This window comes from Mesorhizobium sp. WSM4845 (genome assembly GCF_055811455.1).
This window is the reverse complement of sequence record NZ_JBVVQA010000041.1, coordinates 9,146-32,135: the sequence shown is the minus strand read 5'-3', so window position 1 is coordinate 32,135 and position 22,990 is coordinate 9,146. Positions and strand designations below refer to the sequence as shown.

Annotated in this window: 21 protein-coding genes and 1 pseudogene; 3 read left to right on the top strand and 19 right to left on the bottom strand. The window is 64.1% G+C overall.

All coding sequences use genetic code 11. The annotated features are described in order from the left end of the window. Position 1: 1 nt before the first annotated feature. The 7 genes and pseudogenes from AC0L2C_RS30515 to AC0L2C_RS30485 all read right to left on the bottom strand — a co-directional run bounded on the left by AC0L2C_RS30515 (position 2) and on the right by AC0L2C_RS30485 (position 8,019). Positions 2-730, bottom strand: a complete 729-nt coding sequence (locus tag AC0L2C_RS30515) for an ABC transporter ATP-binding protein (protein ID WP_027152864.1) — start codon at positions 728-730, stop codon at positions 2-4. Next, on the bottom strand, positions 730-1,887 hold the full coding sequence (locus AC0L2C_RS30510; protein ID WP_473525165.1) for an ABC transporter ATP-binding protein: 1,158 nt from the start codon (positions 1,885-1,887) through the stop codon (positions 730-732). The genes AC0L2C_RS30515 and AC0L2C_RS30510 overlap by 1 nt, the downstream gene beginning before the upstream one ends. Then, positions 1,887-3,380: pseudogene (gene livM, locus AC0L2C_RS30505) on the bottom strand (high-affinity branched-chain amino acid ABC transporter permease LivM); the annotation flags it as partial. The gene AC0L2C_RS30510 and the pseudogene livM, both read right to left, overlap by 1 nt. 106 nt (positions 3,381-3,486) lie before the next feature. Continuing rightward, entirely contained in the window at positions 3,487-4,389 is a 903-nt protein-coding gene (locus tag AC0L2C_RS30500) for a branched-chain amino acid ABC transporter permease (protein WP_023800038.1), read from the bottom strand. A 336-nt stretch (positions 4,390-4,725) separates the two neighbouring features. After that, positions 4,726-5,727, bottom strand: coding sequence for a 4-hydroxyproline epimerase (locus tag AC0L2C_RS30495; RefSeq protein ID WP_473525164.1), 1,002 nt, complete (start codon positions 5,725-5,727; stop codon positions 4,726-4,728). Between the two features lie 12 nt (positions 5,728-5,739). Then, the gene (locus AC0L2C_RS30490) at positions 5,740-7,077 is read right to left on the bottom strand and encodes an NAD(P)/FAD-dependent oxidoreductase (RefSeq protein WP_473525163.1); all 1,338 of its coding nucleotides are present in this window, start codon (positions 7,075-7,077) and stop codon (positions 5,740-5,742) included. 48 nt (positions 7,078-7,125) lie between these two features. Beyond that, positions 7,126-8,019, bottom strand: coding sequence for a dihydrodipicolinate synthase family protein (locus AC0L2C_RS30485; RefSeq protein WP_027152859.1), 894 nt, complete (start codon positions 8,017-8,019; stop codon positions 7,126-7,128). A 69-nt stretch (positions 8,020-8,088) separates the two neighbouring features. Between AC0L2C_RS30485 and AC0L2C_RS30480 the strand changes: the two genes are divergently transcribed. Next, on the top strand, positions 8,089-8,778 hold the full coding sequence (locus AC0L2C_RS30480) for a GntR family transcriptional regulator (RefSeq protein ID WP_473525162.1): 690 nt from the start codon (positions 8,089-8,091) through the stop codon (positions 8,776-8,778). Positions 8,779-8,845: 67 nt separating this feature from the next. On the opposite strand, the gene AC0L2C_RS30475 is transcribed toward AC0L2C_RS30480, so the two are convergent. From AC0L2C_RS30475 to AC0L2C_RS30465, 3 genes are all read right to left on the bottom strand, one after another. Further along, positions 8,846-9,160 (bottom strand): hypothetical protein, encoded by a 315-nt coding sequence (locus AC0L2C_RS30475; protein WP_027152857.1) that lies wholly within the window; start codon positions 9,158-9,160, stop codon positions 8,846-8,848. 293 nt (positions 9,161-9,453) lie between these two features. Beyond that, entirely contained in the window at positions 9,454-9,753 is a 300-nt protein-coding gene (locus AC0L2C_RS30470) for a hypothetical protein (RefSeq protein ID WP_128171137.1), read from the bottom strand. Positions 9,754-10,084: 331 nt separating this feature from the next. Further along, a complete protein-coding gene (locus tag AC0L2C_RS30465) occupies positions 10,085-11,581 on the bottom strand; it encodes a CoA-acylating methylmalonate-semialdehyde dehydrogenase (protein WP_027152855.1) in 1,497 nt (498 codons plus the stop codon). A 229-nt stretch (positions 11,582-11,810) separates the two neighbouring features. On the opposite strand from AC0L2C_RS30465, the gene AC0L2C_RS30460 reads away from it, so the two are divergent. Then, positions 11,811-12,692 (top strand): LysR family transcriptional regulator, encoded by an 882-nt coding sequence (locus tag AC0L2C_RS30460; RefSeq protein WP_287345527.1) that lies wholly within the window; start codon positions 11,811-11,813, stop codon positions 12,690-12,692. Between the two features lie 95 nt (positions 12,693-12,787). Here AC0L2C_RS30460 and AC0L2C_RS30455 read toward each other — a convergent pair whose 3' ends face one another. The 8 genes from AC0L2C_RS30455 to rsfS all read right to left on the bottom strand — a co-directional run bounded on the left by AC0L2C_RS30455 (position 12,788) and on the right by rsfS (position 21,097). Beyond that, a complete protein-coding gene (locus AC0L2C_RS30455; protein WP_473525161.1) occupies positions 12,788-14,044 on the bottom strand; it encodes a D-amino acid dehydrogenase in 1,257 nt (418 codons plus the stop codon). A 146-nt stretch (positions 14,045-14,190) separates the two neighbouring features. Further along, the gene (alr, locus tag AC0L2C_RS30450) at positions 14,191-15,339 is read right to left on the bottom strand and encodes an alanine racemase (RefSeq protein WP_473525160.1); all 1,149 of its coding nucleotides are present in this window, start codon (positions 15,337-15,339) and stop codon (positions 14,191-14,193) included. A gap of 90 nt (positions 15,340-15,429) precedes the next feature. Then, positions 15,430-15,951 (bottom strand): RNA pyrophosphohydrolase, encoded by a 522-nt coding sequence (locus AC0L2C_RS30445; RefSeq protein ID WP_128171132.1) that lies wholly within the window; start codon positions 15,949-15,951, stop codon positions 15,430-15,432. A 2-nt stretch (positions 15,952-15,953) separates the two neighbouring features. After that, positions 15,954-17,150 (bottom strand): divergent polysaccharide deacetylase family protein, encoded by a 1,197-nt coding sequence (locus AC0L2C_RS30440; RefSeq protein WP_473525159.1) that lies wholly within the window; start codon positions 17,148-17,150, stop codon positions 15,954-15,956. Positions 17,151-17,280: 130 nt separating this feature from the next. Beyond that, on the bottom strand, positions 17,281-18,606 hold the full coding sequence (locus AC0L2C_RS30435; protein ID WP_023800050.1) for a S41 family peptidase: 1,326 nt from the start codon (positions 18,604-18,606) through the stop codon (positions 17,281-17,283). A 1-nt stretch (position 18,607) separates the two neighbouring features. After that, positions 18,608-20,008 carry a murein hydrolase activator EnvC family protein gene (locus tag AC0L2C_RS30430; protein ID WP_473525158.1) on the bottom strand — a complete coding sequence of 467 codons (1,401 nt, stop codon included), beginning with the start codon at positions 20,006-20,008 and terminating at the stop codon, positions 18,608-18,610. 146 nt (positions 20,009-20,154) lie between these two features. Next, on the bottom strand, positions 20,155-20,637 hold the full coding sequence (gene rlmH, locus AC0L2C_RS30425) for a 23S rRNA (pseudouridine(1915)-N(3))-methyltransferase RlmH (protein ID WP_473525157.1): 483 nt from the start codon (positions 20,635-20,637) through the stop codon (positions 20,155-20,157). Between the two features lie 82 nt (positions 20,638-20,719). Then, complete coding sequence (gene rsfS / locus AC0L2C_RS30420; protein WP_023800052.1) at positions 20,720-21,097, bottom strand: ribosome silencing factor; 378 nt, start codon at positions 21,095-21,097, stop codon at positions 20,720-20,722. 239 nt (positions 21,098-21,336) lie between these two features. Between rsfS and AC0L2C_RS30415 the strand changes: the two genes are divergently transcribed. After that, positions 21,337-22,191 (top strand): mechanosensitive ion channel family protein, encoded by an 855-nt coding sequence (locus tag AC0L2C_RS30415; protein WP_473525156.1) that lies wholly within the window; start codon positions 21,337-21,339, stop codon positions 22,189-22,191. Positions 22,192-22,208: 17 nt separating this feature from the next. Here the strand turns inward: AC0L2C_RS30415 and AC0L2C_RS30410 are convergent. Beyond that, a partial coding sequence (locus AC0L2C_RS30410) for an MFS transporter (RefSeq protein ID WP_473525155.1) occupies positions 22,209-22,990 on the bottom strand: 782 nt, incomplete at its 5' end.

Below are 22,990 nucleotides of genomic sequence, written 5' to 3'. Positions count from 1 at the left end.
CTCAGTGATGGCCGCCTTCGAGATAGGCGGCGCGCACGTCCGGATCGGCGAGCAGCTCCTTGCCGGTGCCGCTCATCGTCACGTTGCCGTTGACCATGACATAGCCGCGCGTGGCGAGCTTCAGCGCGCCGAAGGCGTTCTGCTCGACCAGGAACACGGTCAGCCCCTGCGTGCGGTTCAACTCGCGGATGGCGTCGAAGATCTGCTTGACGATCAGCGGCGCCAGGCCCAGCGACGGCTCGTCGAGCAAGAGCAGTTTCGGCCGCGCCATCAGCGCACGTCCGATCGAAAGCATCTGCTGCTCGCCGCCCGACAGCGTGCCGCCGCGCTGGGCAATGCGTTCCTTCAGGCGTGGAAACAGCGTGAATACCTTCTCGACGTCCTCGTCGTAGTGCTTGAGGTCGTCGAGGCTGGCGCCCATCTGCAGGTTTTCCATCACCGTCATGCGCGGGAAGATGCGCCGGCCCTCCGGCGACTGGGCGATGCGCATGCGCGCGATCTCATGGGTCGGCAACTGGGTGATGTCGGTGCCGGCGAAGGTGATGGTGCCCGCCCGCGCCCGTGGTGCACCAAAAATGGTCATCATCAGCGTCGACTTGCCGGCGCCATTGGCGCCGATCAGCGCCACGATCTCGCCCTGCTTGACGGTGACATCGACGCCGTTCAGCGCCCTGATGTTGCCGTAATAGGTCTGGACGCCCTTGATGTCGAGCAGCGTTGTGCCGGCCATCATTCATTCCCTCCGCCCCGGTTGGAGTCGCCCGGTGTCTTGGGCTTTGCCGGAGCCTTGGCGGCCGGCGGCTTTGTCGCGGAAGGTTTCTCCGTCGGTTTGGCTTCGGCCGGCGATGCGGGCCTTGCCGCCGCGCCCGACCTTGCATCGACCTGCCCGGCTTTCGACGCGCCCTTCGACACCGTGACGCGTTCGCCCTCACTGTGTCCGACTGTGTCGATCACTGGCCCGGCGAAATACGAGGACGACGAGTCCGGACCGTGCGTCGAATCCGGGCCGGTGTCGAGTTGCTCGATGACGTCTTCGTCGCCGACCTCGATCAGCACCGTCTCGACGTCCTCGTCTTCGACCCCAAGATAGGCGGCGATGACACGCGGGTCGGTGCGCACCGCATGCGGACTGCCGTCCGAGATCTTGCGCCCGTATTCGAGCACCACGACATGGTCGGAAATCTGCATGACCACCGCCATGTCGTGCTCGATCAGCAGGATCGAGGTGCCGGTGTTGTCCTTGATGTCCATAAGGAGCGCGTTGAGCGCCATTGATTCCTTCGGATTGAGCCCTGCCGCCGGTTCGTCGAGGCAGAGCAGTTCCGGACCCGTGCACATGGCCCGCGCGATCTCCAGGCGCCGCTGCGCGCCGTAGGGCAAGTCGCCGGCCGGATCGTCGGCTCGATCGACGAGGTCGGCCTTTTCCAGCCAGTGCCTGGCGAGATCGATCGACTCGGCCGACGCCGTCCGGTAGCCGCTGAAGCCAAACAGGCCGAGGACAGTGTAGCCGGACGCCTTCATCAGCTTGTTGTGCTGCGCCACCAGCAGGTTCTCCAGCAGCGTCATGCCGGAAAACAGGCGGATGTTCTGGAAGGTGCGCGCCACCTTGGCTCGCGCCGGAATCTCATGGTTCGGCAGCCGTTCGAGCAGATAGCTCGAGCCGTCGCGCCGGTTGAGCGTGAGCATGCCCTCAGACGGCTTGTAGAAGCCGGTGATGCAGTTGAACACGGTTGTCTTACCGGCGCCGTTCGGCCCGATCAGCGCGGTGATCTCGCCGCGCCTGGCCTGGAAGGACAGGTCGCCGATGGCGACCAGACCACCGAATTTCATCGACAGATGATCGACCTGCAGGATGGCATCGTTCACGGATGGGCTCGCATCGCTCATCAGCCGTGGCCCTCCTTGGTGAAGGAGCCGGACACAGCCCTGCTCTCCTTGAGAAAGGCTGTCGGTTCACGACTGCCGACGAAGCCGCGCGGCTTCCACAGCATGACGATGACCATGGCCATGCCGAACAGCAGCATGCGGTAGAGTTCCGGCGTGAAGTCGGGACCGAAGACCTGCTTCAGGAAATCGAGCTCGCGCAGCACCTCGGTGCCACCGATCATCACCATGGCGGCGACGGCGATGCCGACCAGCGAACCCATGCCGCCGAGCACGACGATGGCGAGAATGATGGCCGATTCCAGGAAGATGAAGGATTCGGGGCTGACGAAACCTTGCCGCGCGGCGAAGAACGAGCCGGCGAAGCCGCCGAACATGGCGCCGGTGGCAAAGGCGGTGAGCTTGGTGGTGGTGGTGTTGATGCCGAGCGAGCGGCAGGCGATCTCGTCCTCGCGCAGCGCTTCCCAGGCGCGGCCGACGGGCATGCGCCTAAGCCTTATGGTGACGAAGGCGGTGAGCAGGCAGAGCCCGAGGATCAGGTAGTAGAGGAAGATCTTGTAATAGGCGCTCGACGTGGCGATGTCCAAGACCTTGGCGATATAGTTCGGATCCGAGACGTTGAACGACATCAGCCCGAAAAAGGTGACCTTGGGAATGCCGGAGATACCGGCCGAGCCGTTGGTAACCTCACGCCAATTGATCAGCACGAGACGAATGATCTCGCCGAAGGCCAGCGTCACGATCGCCAGGTAGTCGCCGCGCAGGCGCAGCACCGGAAAGCCCAGCAGCACCCCCCAGAAGGCGGCCATGGCGCCGGCGGCAGGCAGCAGGATCCAGAACGACAGGCCGTATTGCGTGCCGAGCAGCGCATAGGCATACGCGCCGACGGCATAGAAGGCGACATAACCAAGGTCGAGCAGGCCGGCGAGGCCAACGACGATGTTCAGCCCCCAGGCCAGCATGACATAGATCAGGATCTGAATGCCGTAATTGTCGACCCATTTCAGAGAACCCTGGAACCCGGCGGCCACCGATCCTCCGTACAGAGCAAGCACCAGCACAACGATGATCGGGTAGAGCGCCAGTGCGGTTATGCCCAATGCCGAGAAATGGGCATGGATGAAGGTTCGGAAATAAAACATCACCGAGGCCAGGGCGTAGATGGTCGCCAGCGCTCTCAGGAACCGTGCATAACCGGCCAGGCCGGGCCCCAGCAATCCGTCAAGGGAGCCGGCAAGGAAAGCCAGCACGGCCACTGTGACGATGGCGGCGATGAAATACCGCAAGCGGAAGAACCGCGCCGCCATGCTCTGCGGCAGCAGGCCGGTGGCGACGTCGACGATCTTCTGATTCGCCAGGAAAGGCTGCCCGTAGGCGACATAGAGAAAACGGCCGGCCATGGTCAGCACGACCACGACTGCAAGAAGCCACCAGCGCTGTACAAGGATCAGCTCGTTGGAGATGTTTTGATCGGTCCTCAGGCCGATGAACAGCACGAACAGGCCGAGCGCGATGGCGCCGGCATAAAGCGCTTCGCGGGTAGCGCGCTGCATGGGAGTGGCGACGATGTCGCGCTCCGGAGACGTGGTGACCGCCATAAACTCAGACCTTTTCGACTTCTGGCCGGCCGAGAATGCCGGAAGGCAGGAAGATCAGCACGATCGCCAGGATGGAAAAGGCCGCGACGTCCTTGTAGTCGATCGAGAAATAAGCCGACCACATGCTTTCGATGAAGCCGATCATGAGCCCGCCGAGCACGGCGCCGGGCAACGAGCCGATGCCGCCGAGCACGGCCGCGGTGAACGCCTTCACGCCCGGCGTGAAACCGTCGGAGAAGGCGATGACGCCATAATACATCAGGAACAGCGTGCCGGCGACGGCGGCAAGGGCCGCACCCATGACGAAGGTGATCGAGATGGTGCGGTCGACGTCGATGCCGAGCAACGCCGCCATCTTGCGGTCCTGCTCGCAAGCCCTTTGGGCTCGACCCAGCGAGGTCTTGTTGACCAGGTACCAAAACAGCGCCAACAGCAGCGCGGTGACGATGACGATGACGATTTGCTTCAGCGACACGCTGACGCCCTCGATATTATAGACCTTGGACACCATCGGCGGGATCGGCTTGTTGCGCGGCCCCTGCGTCACCTGGACGAAGTTCGACAGCGCGATCGACATGCCGATCGCGGTGATCAGCGGCGCCAGCCGGAACGACCCGCGCAACGGCCGGTAAGCTACCTTCTCGATCGTCCAGTTGTACAGGCTGGTCAACAGCATCGCGACGATCATCATGACCAGCAGCGCGATCACCACCGGCACCGAATAGAACATCGCGCCGAGGATGAGGAAAACGATGAGGGCGGCGAAGGCGCCGACCATGAAGATGTCGCCATGGGCGAAATTGATCATGCCGATGATGCCGTAGACCATCGTGTAGCCGATCGCGATCAGTCCATAGATCGATCCCAGCGTCAGCCCATTGATAAGCTGCTGGACAAAATACTGCATGCTGTCGTGGCTCCCCTGGAATGTCGCCCATGCAGGCGCATTCCTTTTCGTATTTCCCCTAGTCGTAAAGTTTCGAGCCCGGATTGCAACGTCATTCTTTAATCGGCATGCGTGATTTTGAAGCACGCAATCGGATTGCCCGTTCTTCCCTTCCCGGCCTCTGGACTATCGCCGACCCTATCATTGGCCTAACGCAATGTCTTTGGCGATTCGTCGTCAAAATGCACGCTGCTTCGAAGGAATCGCCGTAAAAATAGTTGATGAGCGGGATCGTTGCGCCGTCTGGGCAATCGATCCTTGCATTCTGTTCGATTCCCCTGCGTCAGGATTCTCTCTCTATTTGACGACGAATCCGTGCGCGAACGGATCGCGATCGTCGATGAAGATCGTGTTCAATCCGGTCATGCGCGCCCAGCCGCCGATCGAGGGGACGATCGCCGGCTTGCCCGCCACCGTGACTTCCTTCTCGACCCTGCCCTTGAACAGCGAGCCGATGATCGATTCGTGGACGAATTCGTCGCCGGTCCCAAGCTTGCCCTTAGCGTGAAGCTGCGCCATCCGCGCCGAGGTGCCGGTGCCGCAAGGCGAGCGGTCGATCGCCTTGTCGCCGTAGAAGACGGCGTTGCGCGCATCCGCCTGGCTGTCGGTCGGCGCACCCGTCCACAATATGTGCGACAGCCGGTCGATGCCGGGATTCTCGGGATGCACGAAGGCGTATTTTTCGTTGAGCCGCTGCCGCACCACCGGGCTCCAGGCGATGAGGTCGCCGGCAGAGTGGTCGGCCATGTCGCGATAGGTCTTCTGCGGCTCGACGATGGCGTAGAAATTGCCGCCATAGGCGACATCGACGCTGATCTCGCCGAGCTGCGGACATTCGACAGTCAGACCCTCCGCATGGAGGAAGGACGGCACGTTGGTGATGCGCACCTCCTCGACATATTCGCCGACCTGCCTGTACTCGGCGGTGACCAGGCCGGCCGGCGTGTCCAGCCTGAGCAAGCCCGGTGTCTTCGGCTTGACCAGCCCGTGCTCGATGGCCATCGTCACCGTGCCGATGGTGCCGTGACCGCACATTGGCAGGCAGCCCGAGGTTTCGATGAACAGGATGGCGATATCGCAATCGGGCCGCGTCGGCGGATAGAGGATCGAGCCGGACATCAAATCATGGCCGCGCGGCTCGAACATCAGCCCTGTTCGGATCCAGTCATATTCGGCCAGGAAATGCGCGCGCCGCTCCATCATCGTCGCGCCGTTGAGCAGCGGTCCGCCGCCGGCGACCAGCCGCACCGGATTGCCGCAGGTGTGACCGTCGATGCAGAAGAAGGAGTGGCGCGCCATTTCTAGATCCCGTCAGAAGCGGTTCGGAGAAAACGGAGAAAGATCAAACACCGGATTTTGGCCGAGAATGAGATCGCGAACCAGGCGTCCGGTGGCAGCCGCCTGGGTGAGGCCGAGATGGCCGTGGCCGAAGGCATAGACTATCGTGCCGGCCCGCCTGGCGCCACCGATCACCGGCAGCGAATCCGGCAGCGATGGCCGCAAACCCATCCATTCGCGGCCGCCGGCCGGGTCAAGCCCCGGCAGGAATTTCTGTGCCTTGTCGAGCAGCGCTTTCGAGCGGGCGTAGTTGGGCGGCCGCTCAATGCCGCCGAGCTCGACCGCGCCGCCGACGCGCACGCCGGTTTCAAGCGGCGTGACGACGAATCCGTGGCCGGAGAAGATCAGTTGCCGCTTCACGTCGAAGGCGGTCTTCGGCAGCGTCGTGTTGTAGCCGCGCTCGGTCTCGAGCGGGATGCGGTCGCCGATATGTTTCGCCAGGAGATGCGACCAGGCGCCGGCGGCGATGACGAGGCATTTTGCCTGCCGCACCGTGCCGTCGGCGAGCGTCAATGTCGCGCCGTCCTGTCCCGCCCCGACGTGGTCGACCCGAGCCTTTTCGAAGCGCGCACCTTTCCTCTCGGCATAGGCCCAGATCGCCTTGCCCAATAATTTCGGATCCGTAACGGTCCTCCATCCCGGCACGAAAGTGCCCTTGACGAAACGCGGCGACAGGCCCGGCTGCAAGGCGGCGAGCGCATCGCCCTCGACATGGCTGAAGCCGATGCCGAAGCGTTGCCTCGCCGCCCAGCCGGGCAGCGACGCCTTGAACTCGGCCTCGCTCTCGTAAAGTTCGAGCGAGCCATCCTCGCGCAGCATGTTTTCGGTGCCTGAGCGCGCCATCAGCCCGGCCCATTCGGCCTCGGCGAGCCGCATCATCCCGGCCTGCGCCGCGAGGCTGGCCTCGTAGCGGTCGCTTCGTCCGGCGCGCCAGAAGCGGATAAGCCAGGGCAGCAGCTTCGGCAGGTAGGCGGGCGGGATGCTGAGCGGGCCGAGCGGGTCGGCAAGCCATTTCGGCAAGTGCCTGATCACGCCCTTGTGGGCCAGCGGCAGCACATCGGAAAAGGCCAGGGCGGCGGCATTGCCGGAACTCGTTTCCTCGCAGATCCCCGTCCGATCGAAGATCGTGACGTTTCGCCCCGCCTCGGCCAGATAGGCGGCGACACAGATGCCGATGATGCCGGCGCCGATAATGGCGATGTCCTCACCTTCTCCCCGTTCACGGGGAGAAGGTGCCCGAAGGGCGGATGAGGGGCGGCGCCCCGCTTTTGCCGACTTGGAAATTCCTTGCACGTGGGCGCTGCCCCTCATCTGGCTGCCGCCATCTTCTCCCCGTAAACGGGGAGAAGAGAGCCTGCCTCAAAACCTCGGCAGCTCCGGCCGCGCCGCCAGCGCATCCCGGACGATCTTCTCGACCATCTTGCGGCGCTCGCCCGACAGCGGCTGGCGCGGCATGCGCACGCGGTCGTTGGTGTTGATCGCCAGGACTTCGGCGAGCTTGATGTTCTGCACCAGATAGGTCGACACGTCGAGGTCGAGCAGCGGCCGGAACCAGCGGTAGATTGTCAGCGCCTCCTCGCGGCGGCCCTGCTTCATCAATTGGTAGATCGCGACCGTCTCGCGCGGGAACGCGGTGACCAGCCCCGCCACCCAGCCGATGGCGCCAACCGACAGCGCCTCGAACGCCAGATTGTCGACGCCGGTGAACAAATCGTAGCGGTCGCCGAAGCGGTTGATGATTTCGGTCGAACGGCGGATGTCGTCGGAGGATTCCTTGATGGCGACGAAGCGCTTGTCCTTCGCCAGTTCCTCCATCTGATCGACGGTGACGTCGACGCGATAGGCAAGCCGGTTGGAATAGATCATCACCGGCAGGTCGCCGGCCTCGGCGACGGCGCGCAGCGCGGCGACCGTCTCCTCCGCATTGGTGTGGTAGATCGGGCTCGGCACCACCATCAGCCCGTTTGCGCCCTCTCTGGCGGCGCGGCGCGCGATCGCCACCGCCTCGCGGGTGCCGGCTTCGTTGACAGTCAGCAGAACCGGCTTGTTGCCGGCGATCTTCTGCGCGGTCTTCAGCACGTCGATCTTCTCGTCATGCGAGAGCATCGGCCCCTCGCCGAGCGAGCCGCAGACGATGATCCCGTCGCAGCCAGCCTCCATCTGCAGCGCAAAGCAGCGCTCCATCTCGGCGTGGTCGAGGCTGTCGTCCTCAGTGAATTTGGTCGTGACGGCGGGGAAAACTCCGGTCCACATAGCGGTCGCTCCATCTGATATATCAGTCGTATATTTATTAGGAAACGGACTGTCAACACGGATTTTGCTATGATATACCAAAAATATATCAGGAGCCCGCCTTTGATATTTGAAACAAGCCCGGCATTCGAGCCAGTGGCGGCGAAAGCCTACCGCGTGCTCGAGCACATGATCGTGACGCTCGAACTGGTGCCTGCAAGCTTCATCACCGAAGGCGCGCTGATCGACAGGCTGGGGCTCGGCCGCACGCCGGTGCGCGAGGCGATCCAGCGGCTGGCATGGGAGGGACTGCTGGATGTCCGGCCGCGTGCCGGCATCGCCATTGCCCCGCTGCATCCCGGCGACTGGTTGCGCGTTCTCGATGCGCGGCGTGGCGTCGAGGTGGTTCTTGCCCGCTCGGCCGCCCGCTTCGTCACCCGCGAGGCCGCCGACTTGTTTCACGACGCGGCACTGGCCATGCAGAGGGCGGTGATATCGGGCAATGTGCTGGCCTTCATTCAGGCCGACAAGGCGCTCGACGAGGCGCTGGCGCTGGCGGCCGACAATCCCTTCGCCGCGCGGCTGGCGGCCCCGTTGCAGACCCACAGCCGCCGCTTCTGGTTCCGCTACAAGGCCGATACCGGGCTTGCCGAATCGGCCGAGCACCATGTCGCGCTGATCCGCTCGATCCTCGACGGCGATGAAGACGCCGCCGCCAAGGATGCCAAGCGCCTGATGGCGCTGCTGCGCGGTCATGCCGCGGCGGCCGCTACGCGATAGAGATCGGCAGCAAGCTTCGGCAGGCTCTTTGAGTTCCGCCCACAGGCGCTGAGCATCGCTCAATTCGTCATGCGTCCTGGTCGGTCGGGATCACCACGTTTTCCCAATGTTCGCCGGCCGCGACGATGCAGCTTCTGCCGGCGACGTCGGTGACGATGATCGTCCAGCTTCCGCTGTCGGCGACATAGACTTCCATAATCGCCATCTGACCGATCAGCCCGAAAGCAAACTGTCTTTCCTGGAACTGCTCGCTCAGGTGGGCGACGAGATCGCGATGTTCAACGCAGTATTGATATTGGGCGCTTGCGGCGTTCGTACCCACCGCCAATGCGCCAGCAAGAATGAGGGTTTTCAACCCAACCAACAGCGATTTGCGCGCCATAGGGCATCTCCTTTGCCATCACGTCCGGCAAAGGAAGAGCCCTCATTTTGCCGGAACGATCCAGGCCGGTCCCGACGTCATCATCATCGCGTCGTTCCTTTCCGTGTTCCGGTCTGTCATCAACGGGGACGATTCAAAATGTTCCCACTATGTTCCATATATGGTGTCGGCAACAAAAAAGCGCAAGCAGGCGCCCGCTGGGGGCGCCTGTGGATCCGTTTCATGGTCGTCGCCGAGAACCGAGGCCTGCGCGCGCGCGGCTATGCTAAGGCGGCTGCCACCCGCTAGGCGGCTCAGGTCCCTGGCAGCGCCGCTGTCTTCACCGCGCTCTCCCAGCCTTCACCCACCGAAACCACGCAGCTTTGACCGCGTGTGTCGCTGGCGAGGATGGTCCAGGTGCCTTGGTCGGAAACGAAGACTTCAACAATCACATTCGGATTGACGACGCCGAGCGCGGTTGGATTTTCCTGGAACTTCTCGCCGAGCGCCCTGATCATGTCGGCTCGTGGCGCGCATTGTTCGGCCGCTGTTGCCGGGGCCGCGGAAAACGCGGCAGCCGCCGCGCCAAGTATCGACACCATGAGACGTGTCATCTCACACCTCCTTGCGCCGGCCGTAGCCCCCGAAGCTGTCGCCAACACCGTTGGTCGATCTGCCGCGTCTCCTTCGCGGCAGGATTGCAAGTTAAGGCTTCTGCTGTCCGCCTGGTTCCATCACATTAGCGTTCAGGCATACACGCGGCCGCGACCGGTCAGCAAAAAGGCCCGGTTTCTGGCCGGGCCTTTTTCGTCTTCAATCATAAAATCTGGAGCTCTTTGTCGACTGGCTAGTTCATCGTCGGGATGACGAATTCGGCGCCGTCCTTCACGCCTGCCCGCGCGCCCGCAGCCGAAGGCGAGGACGCGCAGACAAGCAACCGTCCGGCTAATTCATCGTCGGGATGACGAATTCGGCGCCGTCCTTCACGCCGGACGGCCAGCGCGAGGTCACCGTCTTGGTCTTGGTGTAGAACCGGAATGCGTCCGGTCCGTGCTGGTTGAGGTCGCCGAAGGAAGACGCTTTCCAGCCGCCGAACGTATAGTAGGCGATCGGCACCGGGATCGGCACGTTGATACCGACCATGCCGACCTGGACCCTCGAGGCGAAATCGCGGGCCGCATCGCCGTCGCGGGTGAAGATGGCGACGCCGTTGCCCATTTCGTGATCGTTGGCGAGCTTGATCGCGTTCTCGTAGGTCGGCGCACGCACTACCGAGAGCACCGGCCCAAAAATCTCTTCCTTGTAGATGCGCATATCGGCGGTCACGTTGTCGAACAGGCAGCCGCCCATATAGTAGCCGTTCTCATAGCCCTGCATGGAAAAGCCGCGCCCGTCGACGACCAGCCTGGCGCCTTCCCTGACGCCGATGTCGACATAGCCCTTGACCCGTTCCAGCGCCTGCGCCGTCACCAGCGGGCCGAAATCGGCGGACGAATCCGTCGATGGGCCGACCTTCAGGCTTTCGACGCGCGGCACCAGCTTTTCCATCAGCCGGTTGGCGGTATCGTTGCCGACCGGGACCGCCACCGAGATCGCCATGCAGCGCTCGCCGGCCGAGCCGTAGCCGGCGCCGATCAGCGCGTCGACGGTCTGGTCCATGTCGGCGTCGGGCATGATGATCATGTGGTTCTTGGCGCCGCCGAAGCACTGCACGCGCTTGCCGGCCGCGCAGCCGCGCGAATAGATGTACTGGGCGATCGGCGTCGAGCCGACGAAGCCGATGGCCTTGATGTCGGGATCATCGAGGATGGCGTCGACCGCCTCCTTGTCGCCGTTGACGACGTTGAGGATGCCGGCTGGCAGGCCGGCCTCGATGAACAGTTCGGCGATGCGCATCGGCACGCCTGGGTCGCGCTCCGAAGGCTTCAGGATGAAGGCGTTGCCGCAAGCGATAGCCGGCGCGATCTTCCACAATGGGATCATCGCCGGAAAATTGAACGGCGTGATGCCGGCAACGACGCCGAGCGGCTGGCGCATCGAATAGACGTCGATGCCGGGGCCGGCGCCGTCGGTGAACTCGCCCTTCATCATGTGCGGCGCGCCGATGCAAACCTCGACCACTTCCAGGCCGCGCTGGATGTCGCCCTTGGCGTCAGCGATGGTCTTGCCGTGCTCGCGCGCCAGAATGTCGGCCAGCGCATCATACTCCCGGGCGACCAGTTCGAGGAACTTCATCAGGACGCGCACGCGCCGCTGCGGATTGGTTGCCGCCCAGCCGGGCTGCGCCGCCTTGGCGTTTTCCACCGCCGCGCGCAGTTCCGCCTGCGAAGCCAGCGCCACGGTGCCGCGCACCGTGCCGTCCATCGGCTGCATGACGTCCTGCTTGCGGCCGCTGGTTCCAGCGACACGCTTGCCGCCGATGAAATGACCGTAGTCGATCATGGTTTCTCTCCCTGTATTTGTGATGCGGCATTGTCCGCCTTTGCGCCGCCGATGGCAACGCGAGCGAACACGCAACCGTTGTGCGGCAAATAGAGTGCGAGCGACGCCTGTGCATCAATTGCCGCAAATGATAGGGATGCAGGTCCCTTAGCGGCAAGGATAGAGAAATTGAGTTCCTTCGCGCCCCCCACGGAACGCAACGTCGACGATTGTCATCCGGACCTTCCTCATGAACTGGGATGACGTCCGCATCTTTCTCGCGGTGGCGCGTGCCGGCCAGATCCTTGGCGCGGCCAGGCGGCTGGAGCTGAACCACGCCACTGTCTCGCGCCGCGTCGCCGCGCTCGAGGATGCGCTGCGCACAAAACTCTTTCGCCGGCTGACCACCGGCAGCGAGTTGACGCCGGCGGGCGAGCGTTTCCTCGACATCGCCGAGCGCATGGAAGGCGACATGATCGCCGCGCGCGCGACCGTGGCGGGCGAAGGCGACGACGTCTCCGGCACCGTGCGCATCGGCGCCCCTGATGGTTTCGGCGTGGCCTTCCTGGCCAAACGACTCGGCGCACTGACGGCGCTTCACCGCGAACTCACCATCCAGTTGGTGCCGGTGCCGCGTTCCTTCTCGTTGTCCAGGCGCGAGGCCGACATCGCCATCACCGTGGAGCGACCGACCGAAGGCAGGCTGGTGGCGGGAAAGCTGGTCGATTACACGCTCGGCCTGTTCGCGTCCCGCGCCTATGCCGACGCGCATGGCCTGCCGCAGACGCCGGCCGAGCTTGGCCGGCACACGCTGATCGGCTATGTGCCGGACCTCATCGTCAGCCCCTCGCTCGACTATGCGGCCGAGTTCAGTGCCGACTGGCGCACGAGCTTTGCCATCTCCTCGGCGCTCGGCCAAGCCGAAGCGGTGCGCTCCGGCGCCGGCATCGGCATCCTGCACACTTTTGTCGCCCACTCGATGCCGGAACTGGTGGCCGTCGACATCGTCGCGCCCATTCGCCGCGCCTACTGGCTGGTCTATCACGAATCGGTCAGGCCGCTGCGCCGCGTCCAGATCGTCGCGAGCTTCATCACCAGGGCGGTGGAACGGGAGCGGAGCCTGTTCGTCTGACGATATTTTCTCTGACGCGGCGAGGTGTGCTGGAGACTGATGCCGAGTCACGCGGCAAGTTCCTCCGCTCAAATGCGTGAAGAATCCTTCCGATCCTACCGCTGGTATCGCTCCGGTCCGAGATCGCGGACATCGATGTCCGGCACCCGGCTGGAAATGATGTCGGCCAGGACCTTGGCCGAGCCGCAGGCCATGGTCCAGCCGAGCGTGCCGTGGCCGGTGTTGAGATAGAGGTTGGAAAACTCGGTGCGGCCGATCAGCGGCGGCCCGTCTGGCGTCATCGGCCGCAACCCGCACCAGAAGGTCGCCGACCGCATGTCGCCGCTGCCTGGAAAAAGGTCGCCGAGCGAATGTTCGAGCGTGCGCCGCCGCGATTCATGCAGCGTCAGGTCAAAGCCGGAAATCTCCGCGGTGCCACCGACGCGGATGCGATCGCCGAGCCTGGTGATCGCCACCTTGTAAGTCTCGTCCATCACCGTCGAGACCGGTGCTGCGGCAGCATCCTTGATCGGCACGGTGATCGAATAACCCTTGACCGGATAGACCGGGATAGGTCGTTTCAGATAGCGCATGAACTTTGCCGAATAGCTGCCCATCGCCATCACATAGGCGTCGGCGGCCTTCCATCCCTTGCTCGTATTGATGTTGGCGATCTGGTTGCGCTTGCGCACGATGCGCCTGATCGACGTGTCGTATTCAAAGGTGACGCCGCGCGCTGCGCAGAGCTCTGCCAGACGGTCAGTGAACATCTTGCAGTCACCGGTCTCGTCGCCCAGCAGCCGCAGGCCGCCGACGAACTTTTCACGGATCCCTGCCAAGCCCGGCTCGGCCGCGATGCAGCCGTCGGGATCGAGGATCTCGTAGGGAACGCCATATGTCTTCAGCACCTCGACATCGCCGGCTGTGCCGTCGAGCTGCTGTTGCGTGCGAAAAAGCTGCAGCGTTCCCTTGCTGCGCTCGTCATAGGCGATGCCGGTCGCCTCGCGCAGCGCTTTCAGCGTGTCGCGGCTGTATTCGGCCAAAGGCACCATGCGCGACTTGTTCACCGCATAGCGCTCGGCGGTGCAGTTGCGCAGCATCCTGACCAGCCAAATCCACATATGTGGATCGAGAGTCGGCCGCACCACCAGAGGACCATGCTTCATAAGCAGCCATTTGATCGCCTTCAGCGGGACGCCGGGACCGGCCCAGGGCGAGGCGTAGCCTGGCGAGATCTCGCCGGCATTGGCAAAGCTGGTTTCCAGCGCCGGGCCCTTCTGGCGGTCGATCACCGTCACTTCATGACCGGCCTCGGCCAGGTAATAAGCCGTGGTGACCCCGATGACGCCGCCGCCCAGCACGAAGATCTTCATCGCATAGCTCTCCAGAACGATGTCTTGTCAGCGGGCGGCATCGTGGCTTTCTGTCTGCCGGATTTTACCGCGTCCGCCAAGTGCCCAAGCATGTCGCCCCTACGCAGAAGGTTTTGGGACGACGACATGCCTAAAAAAGCCCGGCGCTATCCATTCACATAGCGCCGGTGAAAGCGGTGTCCGAGGCTGGTCAGGATTTCATAGCCGATGGTGCCGGCGTGGCCGGCCGCCTGGTCGACCGTCTGCGAGGGGCCGATCAGTTCGACGAGGTCGCCCGCCTTCAGCCTGCCGAGCGGCAGGGCCGAAATGTCGAGGACGATCGAATCCATCGACACACGGCCCAGGAACGGCAAGCGCACATTTTCGAACCAGGCGGCCGAGGCCGCGCGTCGATGCCAGCCATCGGCATAGCCAAGCGAGATCGTTGCGGCGATCAGCGTATCGGTGACGCGAAAAATATGGCCATAGCCGACGCCGGCTCCCCTATCGAGGCTGCGCGTCTGGATGATTTTTGCTTGAAGCCGCAGCACCGGCAGCATCGGATTTTCCTGCGCAGGCGTCGGATTGATGCCGTAGAGCGCCGCACCGGGTCGGGCGAGGTCGTAGTGAAAGGACTGCCCAAGAAAGATACCGGAGGAATTGGCGAGCGAGGCCGGCGCATTTGGCAGCATCCTGCGCAGCCGCTCGAATTCCAGCCGCTGCTGCTCGTTGGCCGGATGTTCGGGCTCGTCGGCGCGCGCGAGATGGCTCATCACGATGGTGACGTCGATACCATCGAAAGCCTGCGGGTCGGCAGCGACGGCCTCCACCTCGGCTGCCGCCATGCCGAGCCGCGACATGCCGCTGTCGACCTGGATTGCAGCCTTGAGCTTGTGGCCGGCCCGCTGCGCCGCCGCGCGCCAGGCGGCGAGCTGGCCGGCGCTGTTGATGACCACGCCCAGCTCCGCTGCGACGGCTTCGCTTTCGGCGCCCGGCTGAATGCCGTTCAGCACATAGATCGCCGCCCTTGCGCCGAGCGCCTGGCGCAGCAAGGCACCCTCGGCCAGATGCGCGACAAAAAAAACAGCGCAGCCTTCGGCCGCCAGCGCCGCGGCCACCTGCGGCCCGCCGAGCCCGTAGCCGTCGGCCTTGACGACACCGGCGCAGCCGACACCGCCCAACCGCGCCTTGAGCCGCCGGTAATTTTCGCGGATGGCGCTGAGATCGACGGTCAGTATGGCGCCGGCCGCCGCTTCGCTGATCGGCGCGGCTTTGACTGCCCTTTCAGAAAGAGATTTTTTGGAAGTGCCGTTCATGCCAATCCCGTCTGCAGCGGATCGGCCATCAATAAGGCCACCGCGCCGACGCGGCAACCGTGGTCGGCGCGAGCGCGGCTTGCGCCAGGCCTACGCAACCAGATGCCGGAATGCCGCAACCACGTCCTCATAGACCTGACGCTTGAACGGAACGATCAGGTCGGGCAATTCCTCCATTGGCCGCCAGGCCCATCTGTCGAACTCGGCGGTGTGGCCGCCCGGCGGGGGATTGATCTCAATCTCGCTCAAATCGCCGTGAAAGCGGAAGGCGAACCATTTTTGCGTCTGGCCACGATACTTTCCCTTGAAGGCGACGCCGACCAGATGGGCCGGCAGGTCGTAAAATATCCAGTTCGGCGCCTCATCCAGCAACGAGACGCTGCGCATGCCGGTTTCTTCGTAGAGTTCCCGCTGTGCCGCCTGCAGCGGCTCTTCGCCCTTGTCGATGCCGCCCTGCGGCATCTGCCAGAGCTGCGTCGTGCCGGCGAATTCGCTGTCCGGCTCGGCAATGCGATGCCCGACCCAGACCAGCCCGTCTCCGTTGAGGACCATCGCTCCGACGCAGCGACGATAGGGCAGCGTCTCGGGGTCGACCGGTTTTTTCTTCGCCATGCTCAACCTTTTTCCGGATCCACCGCCACTGCCGAAATCGGCACGATCTCGATGCCGCGCTTCTTGGCCTCGATCACCCAGGACGACACGGTGTCGACCGTCAGGTCGAAGGCCGAGCCGATGCCGACGGCAAAGCCTTTCGCCCGCGCGGTTGCTTCCAGTTCGTCCAGCTTCTTCAATATGGCGCCGCGGTCGCGCACGGCGTCGATCGACGTGTCGCCGGCGGCGAACGGCACACCGTTCTTCAACGCCAGTTCGGGCGCCAGGCTGCGTGCCGACGAACCGTCGTCGACATAGGCCAGGCCGCGCCTGCCAAGCTCGGCCATCAGTGGCCCCATCGCCGCCGCATCGGCCGAAAAACGAGCGCCCATATAGTTCATGACGCCGGTGTAATTGGTCGTCCGCGACAGCGCCCAGCGCAAATTCTCCAAATTCTCGTCGGGTGTCGCCACGACCGTCAGCGTGTTGCGGCCGGGATTGACATTCGGATAATCGAACGGTTCGAGCGGCACCTGCATGACGATCTCATGGCCGCTCTGCCGCGCCGCCTGCATCCAGCGGCCGATGCTGTTGCCCTGCGGCGCGAAGCCCAGCGTCACTTCGGCCGGCAGCTTGGCGATGGCCGCCTGCGTGCCGGTCTGTGACACGGCAAGCCCGCCGATGACGATCGCCACGCGCGCACCGCGCGCACCGGACCACGGTCGCGCATAGACATCGAATGGCCGCCTGCCGTCGGCAGCACGAACCGGCAACGGACCGGTTTCGCCGGACTCGACCAGCGCCCTGTCGGGAATATGCGCGATCCTCAGGTTCTGGCCGGTCGTCGAAGGGTCGTGGATGACGATGGCCCCGGGTGGACCGTCGCCCGCTTCGGCCTGCATGTGGATGATCTGCGGCCCGCCCGTCTTCGATCCGCCTGTCTTGGATGTGCTCGCCTTGGACGCTGCTTCGGCCTTCAGCGCCGGCTCAGTGACCGGCGCTGCGGGTTCGACCACGGCTGTCGCCTTCGGCGTCGAAACGGCGACTTCTTCCGGCTTTCGAAACGGCCTTTCACGCAGCGCAATCGCGCCGGAGACGCCGATCACGGCCAGCACCACGAGAGTGGCCGCGACCACGCCAGCGCTGATCCTGCGGGCCGCGCGCGGCGGCCGGACGGCCTGCCCGAGTGGGCATTCGATGTCACTACTGATGTCAGCCAAGCCGCATCCCCAGCCGCGGTCCCCGAATCAAACTGCCGAGGCCTTGCGGCCCCGGCAGCATTACATCGCTTCGATCAGGCAGCCAGACCTGTTGTCCGGCTGATCGACTTTTACTGGTTCAGCACGGCCCCTACTGGTTCAATACGGCCTTGTCCGGGTTCGGCGGGAACGCCGGATCGGTCTTCTCGCCGCGCAGCAACTGCTGGGCGAAGATGAGCTGCAGATCGTCCTTCGGCTCCGGCGGCACATAGGCTGCCGAGCCTGAACCGGCATCGCCCTCCTCGCTGCCCTTGATGTGGCCCTTGAGGTCCGACTCGCCGCGCGTCAGGTCCCTGCCTTGCAGGTCCGGCGGCAACGGCTGGTCGACCTTGATGTCGGGCGTGATGCCCTTGCCCTGGATCGACTTGCCGGACGGCGTGTAATAGAGCGCCGTCGTCAGGCGCAGCGCGCCGTTCTCGCCGAGCGGGACGATGGTCTGCACCGAACCCTTGCCGAACGACTGCGTGCCGACGACCGTGGCGCGGCGCAAATCCTGCAGCGCGCCGGCGACGATTTCGGACGCACTGGCCGAGCCGCCATTGACGAGCACGACCAGCGGCTTGCCGTCGATATCATCGCCCGGCCGCGCGTCGAAGCGGGTGACGTCCTTCGGATCGCGGCCGCGCGTCGAGACGATCTCGCCACGGTTGAGGAAGGCGTCGGACACGCTCACCGCCTGATCGAGCAGCCCGCCCGGATTGAGGCGCAGATCGAGCACGTAGCCCTTGAGCTTTTCCTTCGGCACCTGCTTCTCGATGGTTTCGATGGCGCTCTCGAGATCATCATGGGTCTTTTCGGTGAAGGAGGTGATCTTGATGTAGCCGATGTCGTTCTCGACCCGGAACTTGACCGCCTTGACCTTGATGATATCGCGCACCACCGTCAGTTCGATCGGCTTGTCGGCGCCTTGGCGCAGGATGGTGAGCTTGATCGGCGTGTTGACCAGCCCGCGCATCTTCTCGACCGCATCGTTGAGGCTCAGGCCGCGAACCTCCTCGCCGTCGATCTTGGCAATATAGTCGCCGGCAAGCACGCCCGCCTTGGCAGCCGGCGTATCGTCGATCGGCGTGATCACCTTGACCAGGTCGTTCTCCATGGTGACCTCGATGCCGAGGCCGCCGAACTCGCCCTTGGTCTGCACGCGCATGTCCTGCGCCTCTTCGGCGTTCATATAGGAGGAGTGCGGGTCGAGCGAGGTAAGCATGCCGTTGATGGCGTTTTCGACCAGCGACTTGTCGTCGGGCGGCGTCACATATTGCGCCCGCACCCGCTCGAAAATATCACCGAAGATCGCCAGTTGCTTATAGGTCTCGGAGCCCGCAGCGTTCGCCGTCGAGCCGGGCGCGCCATAGACCAGGCTCATCGCGGATGCGCCCATCAGCGCACCGGCAAACAGAAGCGACAGTTTCCGCATCATCTCACGTCCTTCCAGACAAACGGTCCGCCCACCATGGGGTCGGATCGACGGGTTTTCCATCCTTGCGGAACTCAACATAGAGTTCCGGCGTGGCATTTCCATTCTTCGATGCCGAGGTGCTCGCCACCCGGGCCTCTCCCATCGCGCCGACCGGCTCTCCTGCGAGCACCGACTGGCCAGACGCGACGCTGATTCTGCTCATCCCCGCGAGAACGACATGATAGCCGTCACCTGCGTTCAGGATCAAGAGTTGACCATAAGAGCGAAAAGGTCCCGCATAAAGTACATTTCCGTCCGCCGGCGCGGTGACGATGGCTCCCGATTGTGTCGCAACCATGTCACCGAGCATCACTGCGCCGTTACCGTCGCTGGCCCCGAACCGCCGCTTGATCTTGCCGGTGACCGGCAACGCGATCTGCCCCTGAAGCGCCGAAAACGGTGCAGCGGCGGTAAGCCGGTTGGCTTCCGGCACCGGCAGGGCCGCCAGTTCCGTCTGTTCCGGGGCCTTCTGTGCCGGAGCCGTCTGCGCCGGAACCCCCGGGGCCTTGTCGGCGCCCGCTGCCTTCTGCTCCGCGGCTTTCTGCTCGGCGGCCTTCTGCTCGGCTGCCTTCGCCGCGTCCGCAGCCTTGCGGGCCTTGTCGGCCTCGAGCGAGGCGATCAGTTCCTTCAGGCTGCCGGCCTTGGCCGCCAGTGCTGCGGATCGGTGCTTTTCCGCCGCCAGGGCCGTTTGCGTCTCGGCCTCGAGCTTCTGCTTGGCTTCGAGCAGCATGCCGAGCCGCTTCTTTTCCGCCGTCTGCTCGGCGACTGCCGCCGTCAGCCGCGCCCGCTCCGCCTCGATCGAGGCCGTCACCCGTGACTGCTCCTTGAGTTCCGCCAGCAATATCTCGGTCTGCTGGCGCAGTTCCGGCACTACGGCGCCGAGCAGGATGGCGCTGCGCACCGACGACAGCGCGTCCTCCGGCTTGACCAGGATGGCCGGCGGCGGATTGAGCCCCATGCGCTGCAGCGCGGCCAGCACCTCGGCCAGAACGTCGCGTCTGGCGGCCAGTGAGGCACGGATTTTCTGCTCGTCGCCCTTCAGCCCTTCCAGCTTGGCACCGATGTCCTCGATGTCCTGGCCGAGTTTCTGCTCGGTCATCGCCGACTGGATCAGCGCCGCGGTGATCGAGGCATGGTCCTTCTTGACCGTCGCCATGTCGGCGGCGAGCTTGGCCAGCCGCTCCGACGACAGTGTGATCTCCTGCGATATCCGTTCGTATTCGGCGCGGCTCTGGTCCGGGTCGGGCGCCATGTCGAGCCTGCTCTGCGCCCGCGCGGCACCGAGCGACAGCATAAGCACCGCCGCTGCCAAGCCGCAGCCTGCGCGCCAAAAGCCCGTTCGCGATTTCCAACCTTCAGCCATTGAAGCCCGACTCTATGCGTGGCTTCGTTAACGAACAATCAACCATGTTCGAGAGCCCGCCGACCGAAAACAGCCTCGTGACGCATTGAGGCGAAAATCCGTGCGGCTCACGCCAATCCACCGGTTTCGGTCGAATCTGCAACGGCTCACGAGCGATGATAGGGATGGCCGGACAGGATTGTGGCCGCCCGGTAAAGCTGCTCGCCCAACATGACACGGACCAGTTGGTGCGGCCATGTCGGCGCGCCGAACGACACCATCAGGTCGGCCTGGTCGCGCAGCGACTGGTCGTGACCGTCGGCGCCGCCGATGGCGATGATTAGCGCCTTGCGGCCGCTATCACGCAGCAGCCCGATGCGCCCGGCGAAATCCTCGGAAGAAAAACTCTTGCCGCGTTCGTCGAGCAGCATCAGCGCGGCACCAGGTTGCAACTGCGCCTGCAGTTTCTGGCCTTCCTCGCGGCGACGCTCGTTGGCGGTCTGGGCGCGGCCCTCCGGGATCTCGACGACCCCTGAGAATTCGAGGCCCACGGCCGGTCCGCTCTTGGCGAAGCGCTCGAAATACCGGTCGGCGAGCAGCTTCTCGGGGCCGGCTTTCATCCGGCCCACGGCATGAACGGTAATTTTCATCCCTGCCTCGAAGAGCCGCTAATGCATGTCACCAAAAGTGGTCACCGGTTTTGGGACACGACATGCATCAATCAAATGCGGCTCAGTGGAGGGTCTCTTCCTCGAGGTCCGGCGCCTGCCACATCTTTTCAAGATTGTAGAAGTCGCGGACTTCGGGGCGGAAGACATGGACGATGATGTCGCCCGAATCGATCAGGACCCAGTCGGCGCCGGCCAGTCCCTCGACGCGCGCCGTGCCGAGCCCGGCATCCTTGAGCGCCTTGAGGAGATGATCGGCCACAGCCGAGACATGACGGTGCGATCGGCCGGACGCGATGACCATATAGTCACCGAGGCTCGATTTTCCCTGAATGTCGATTGAGACGATGTTTTCGGCCTTGGAGTCTTCCAGACTGGCAAGGACTGTCTTGATGGCGCGGGACACGGCGTCGTTTACGCTGATCCCGGCCGGCGAAGGCACGATGTCGGCCTTCTTCCAAAGTGCTGTTCTCAGTGTATTTCCTTTCGCAGCAAGAACAACCAAATCACCCTTCAAAGCAGGTGACACCCTTAGATAGGCAGAGTTGCGTTGCAGTTTCAAGACGGCAGCCCTACCGTAGCCAACGAAGAACCGTTCTTCCGGTTCCGCTGTGGAAGAAAAATCGGAACTCTTGCCGCCCGGCGAGGGTTATCGGCGCATTGACCAATCGGATCCCCCTCATGCCTGTCGACCCTCAGAACGCTCTCCTCACCGTGCAGTCCGGCCTTGCGCAGCTCAGCGCTCTGATCGTCTCGTACTCGTTCTCGGCCATTGGCGCCGTCATCCTGCTGGTCCTCGGCTATATCGTCGCCGGCCTTGCCCAGCGCTCGATCTACGCCGGCCTCGGCCATATCCATGGCTTCGACACCACGCTGCGCCACTTCTTCTCGCGGATCGTCCGCTACGCCATACTGATCCTCGTCGTCGTCATGGTGCTCGGCCAGTTCGGCGTCCAGACGACCTCGATCATTGCCGCCATTGGCGCCATCGGCCTGGCCATCGGCCTGGCGCTGCAGGGCACGCTGCAGAACATTGCCGCCGGCATCATGCTGCTGGCGCTGCGACCATTCCGCATCGGCGAATATGTCGAGGTCGGGGTCATTTCCGGGACCATCGAGGAAATCGGGCTGTTCGCCACCACACTGAGAACGGTCGAAGGCGTTTACGTGCTCGCTCCCAATTCGACGCTGTGGAACCAGCCCGTCCGCAATTTTACACGCAACGGCGTCCGCCGCGCCGACATCACCCTGACCATCGGCTCGTGGAACGATATCGATCTCGCTCAAAAGACCATGCTGGGCGTCGCCGCCGCCGAGCGACGCGTCAGGCGGGAGCCGGCGCCGATTGCCTTTGTGGCGACCGTCGGCGACAGCAACGTCGCCATAACCTTGCGCTACTGGACCTCGGCTGCGGATTTCTTCGCGACCCAGATCGATCTCACCAAACGCGCCAAGCAGGCCTTCGACAGCGAAGGCATTTCTATACCCGCGCCACCGCCGGAAGCACCGCAGCAGGAAACCGTCACCAGACAGTGAGACGATTCCCGGTATAGCTACTTATCCGCCCGGCGCTGCTCTTCGGACGGAAAGGCAAGATCGACCGGCAGCGGTGCCTGCGCCGTCATCGGCGCGAAATTGCCGGTCTCGGCGGCGGGAACAGGCGACATCGCCACGACGCGCCACAGCACGAACAGGCAAAAAACGGTGGCAATGACGATGGCCACATGGATGAAGGCCTGGGTTCCGTAGACGGCGGAAAGCCCGGTCACGATGCCGGGCACGATGAAGCCGGACAGCGACCACGCGAACAGCAGTGAACTGGACAGCGCCACCATGTCGTCCTTGCCGGCGCGGTCGGCGGCATGTGCGCTGGCCAGCGAATAGATCGATTCCGACGCGCCGGCCCAGACCACATAGATGACGACCAGCGCCACCAGCGCACCACCATCGAAGCCCAGCGCGAACAGGCCCGCCACCATGGCAAGCGCCGAAGCGGCGACCAGCACAAAGCGCCGGTCGGTGCGGTCGGAAATCCAGCCGAGCGGGATCTGCAGGATCAATGTGCCGATCGGCATCGCCGACAGCAGCAGTGCCACATCGGCCTGGCTGTAGCCCTTGGCCGTGGCATGGATCGGCGCAAAGCCTGAAATCGTCATCGACAGGCCGCCGACGGCAAACATGCCGGCGACGCCGACCGGCGAAATCCGCCAGGCCCGGCCAAGCGCCACCGACGCCCCCGGCGGCGGCGGCGGCTGGGGAAGCCGCGGCAACCCCCCGGGGAGGATGGACAGCGCCGTGGAGGCCCAGCCCCCCCGCCGCGCGGCCGCACCCCGGT